The sequence below is a fragment of the Halomonas sp. KAO genome (assembly GCF_015595025.1).
In the GTDB taxonomy this organism is placed as follows: domain Bacteria; phylum Pseudomonadota; class Gammaproteobacteria; order Pseudomonadales; family Halomonadaceae; genus Halomonas.
The window spans coordinates 453,525-455,880 of sequence record NZ_JADNRL010000026.1 but is presented as its reverse complement, the minus strand read 5'-3'; the positions used below and the strand labels follow the sequence as shown (position 1 = coordinate 455,880).

The window sequence follows — 2,356 nt, the reverse complement described above, 5'->3', positions numbered from 1 at the left end:
GGTCTTCTTCCCGGTGGTCGCGGGGCTCGGCTACGACCTGGTGTGGTTCGGCATCCTGGTGGTGATCGTGATCGAGATCAGCCTGATCACGCCGCCGGTGGGAATGAACGTCTTCGTGCTGCGGGCGGTGTTGCCGGACGTGGCGACGGGAACGATCTTCCGCGGTGTGACGCCGTTCTGGGTGGCAGGCACGCTTCGCGCCTTGCTGGTGCTGCTGTTGCCGGGCATTGTGCTCTTCCTTCCCGATCTGCTCTATTAGGCGCGTACTATGGATATTACAGAAAGTAGGCCAGAGGGTGAGTCGGTTGATACGGCCGGTAGCCAGGCCTCCGGTCATGTCAAACCGGAGATCGACCTCAACCAGTTTCTCCCCTATCGGCTTAATAAACTGGCGGACCGTATCAGTGGTGAGCTGGAGCGCATGTATTCCCAGCGCTATGGCCTGAACGTCGCTCAGTGGCGTGTGATGTCATGGCTGAGCCACTGTGATGACTTGACCGCAAAGAAGATATGCTCGTACACGAACATGGATAAGGCGCGGGTATCGCGAGCGATCCAGGCCCTGGAGGACAAGGGCCTGATTTCGCGAAGACCATCCCCTCGAGACCAGCGTGTTCACGATCTGCACCTGACACAAGAGGGAGCTCGGTTACTGGAGGGGCTGATTCCCGATGCCCACTCCTGGGAAGCTGAGCTGGTCTCCACACTGAGTGCCAGCGAGTACCGTGACCTGTTGAATGCAATGAGCAAGCTTGAGCGACAGCTTGAGCGTATTGGCTGGGAGTAAGCACCTCCCAGTCTCAGCTTGATGGCAACATGATGTTGATCATGTTGCCATTTTTCATTGCAGCGCTACTTGCTGTAGCGCGGCGTAAGATGTCGGCCCAGTGCTGCTTCATACTTAAGTTGTATTATCTATTAGTCGTGTGTGGATTGCGGGATGGCAGGTAACGAGGCATTGTACCCCACGAAGTGTTTCCTTATTTTTCCTATGGCTTAAAAAGCTGTATCGCATCGAATCATGGCGAGTGCCAGGGCGTACCAGGTCATTCGCCAGGTTCGATGAAGGGAAACTACCTTCTAACCGAGCACATGCTGCTCGCCCCGTGACGTCGGAGGATACTTACAATGAACAAGACGACAGGCCTGCTGCTAGGCACCTTGACTGCCGCTGTAATGAGCTCGGCGGCCCTCGCCGAGACCACGTTGACCATTAGCACCTGGGCAGGCCCCAACCATGGCATCAACAGCATGGTGTGGCCGACCTGGGGAGCTTGGATCGAAGAGGCTACGGAGGGGCGCGTAAAGGTTGATGTGGTCCATGATATGGGACCGCCGGACTCACAGATGGAAATCGTCGCCGATGGCATCGCCGATGCCACCTGGGTCTTTCACGGTTACAACGCTGGTCGTTTCGAGTTGACCAAGCTGCCCGAGTTTCCCACCTTCGAGGACTTCTCCTCTGAGAACGCCTCTGCGGCTTACTGGCGCACCCATCAGGAGTATCTGGCCGAGGCCGAAGAGCACCGCGGCGTTGACGTGGTGGCAGCAGGTGTTCACGGGCCAGGCTGGATCTTTACCAGCGACAAGGTCGAAACGCTGGACGAGCTTGAAGGTAAACGCATACGTGTCGGTGGAGGTGTCATGGGTGACCTCTCTGAGGCTCTCGAGCTGACCGGTGTGGCTCTGCCACCGACCGGCGTGTACGAGGCTGGCTCACAGGGGGTTATCGATGGCGCCATGCTGGTACCGGAGGGCCTGCGTAGCTTCCGTGTCGCTGAAATTTTCCCGCATACCCTCAAGGTGGATGGTGGCTTCTACCGTGGCAGTTTCACTATCGCCATGAACCCGATGTTCTGGGATCGCGTGTCCCCCGAGGATCGTGAGGCGATCGAGTCGGTATCCGGCGAGCGCTTGTCTCGGCTCTTCGGCTACATGATGGATGAGATGGATGTGCGCGGCGTCAAGTTTGCTGAAGAGCAGGGACACACCTTCACGGATCTGGGTGAGGAAGATCTCGAGAAGCTTCGCAACATCAGCGATGAGATGATTGCCGAGTGGGCGGACAAGGTTACTGAGAACCGTGGGGTGGATGCCATGGCGGCTATCGAGTTCTTCCGCGAGCAGCTGGCAGTTGCCGCAGAAGAAGAAACAGTCGCTCCCCAGGTGCCGGACGAGTACAAGTAATCCCTACATCCTCGCACTAGGCGCTTATCCCGACATGGGGTTCCATGCCCGCGCCATACCGGAAGCTGCATAATGACACCGGTATGGCGCGGTCTCGTGTCGGGCCGGTGCATGACTAGCCGTTCCGCTGCTATATGGAGTCAACCATGCAACCCCTCACGACACGTGC

Annotated in this window: 3 protein-coding genes; all 3 read left to right on the top strand. The window is 57.9% G+C overall.

What is annotated here, in order from left to right; genetic code table 11:
• Positions 1 to 259: TRAP transporter large permease subunit (locus IOC61_RS15885; RefSeq protein WP_195689696.1), on the top strand; the 259-nt coding region annotated here is incomplete at its 5' end.
• Positions 260 to 268: 9 nt separating this feature from the next.
• Positions 269 to 787: a MarR family winged helix-turn-helix transcriptional regulator gene (locus IOC61_RS15880; RefSeq protein ID WP_195689695.1), complete on the top strand. Its 519-nt coding sequence runs from the start codon at positions 269 to 271 to the stop codon at positions 785 to 787.
• A 341-nt stretch (positions 788 to 1,128) separates the two neighbouring features.
• Positions 1,129 to 2,187 carry a TRAP transporter substrate-binding protein gene (locus IOC61_RS15875; RefSeq protein ID WP_195689694.1) on the top strand — a complete coding sequence of 353 codons (1,059 nt, stop codon included), beginning with the start codon at positions 1,129 to 1,131 and terminating at the stop codon, positions 2,185 to 2,187.
• Positions 2,188 to 2,356 lie beyond the last annotated feature (169 nt).

Excerpts from the sequence above, each read along its gene's own strand:
- IOC61_RS15880 (WP_195689695.1), top strand. The coding sequence starts at position 269 with ATGGATATTACAGAAAGTAGGCCAGAGGGTGAGTCGGTTGATACGGCC.
- IOC61_RS15875 (WP_195689694.1), top strand. The coding sequence starts at position 1,129 with ATGAACAAGACGACAGGCCTGCTGCTAGGCACCTTGACTGCCGCTGTA.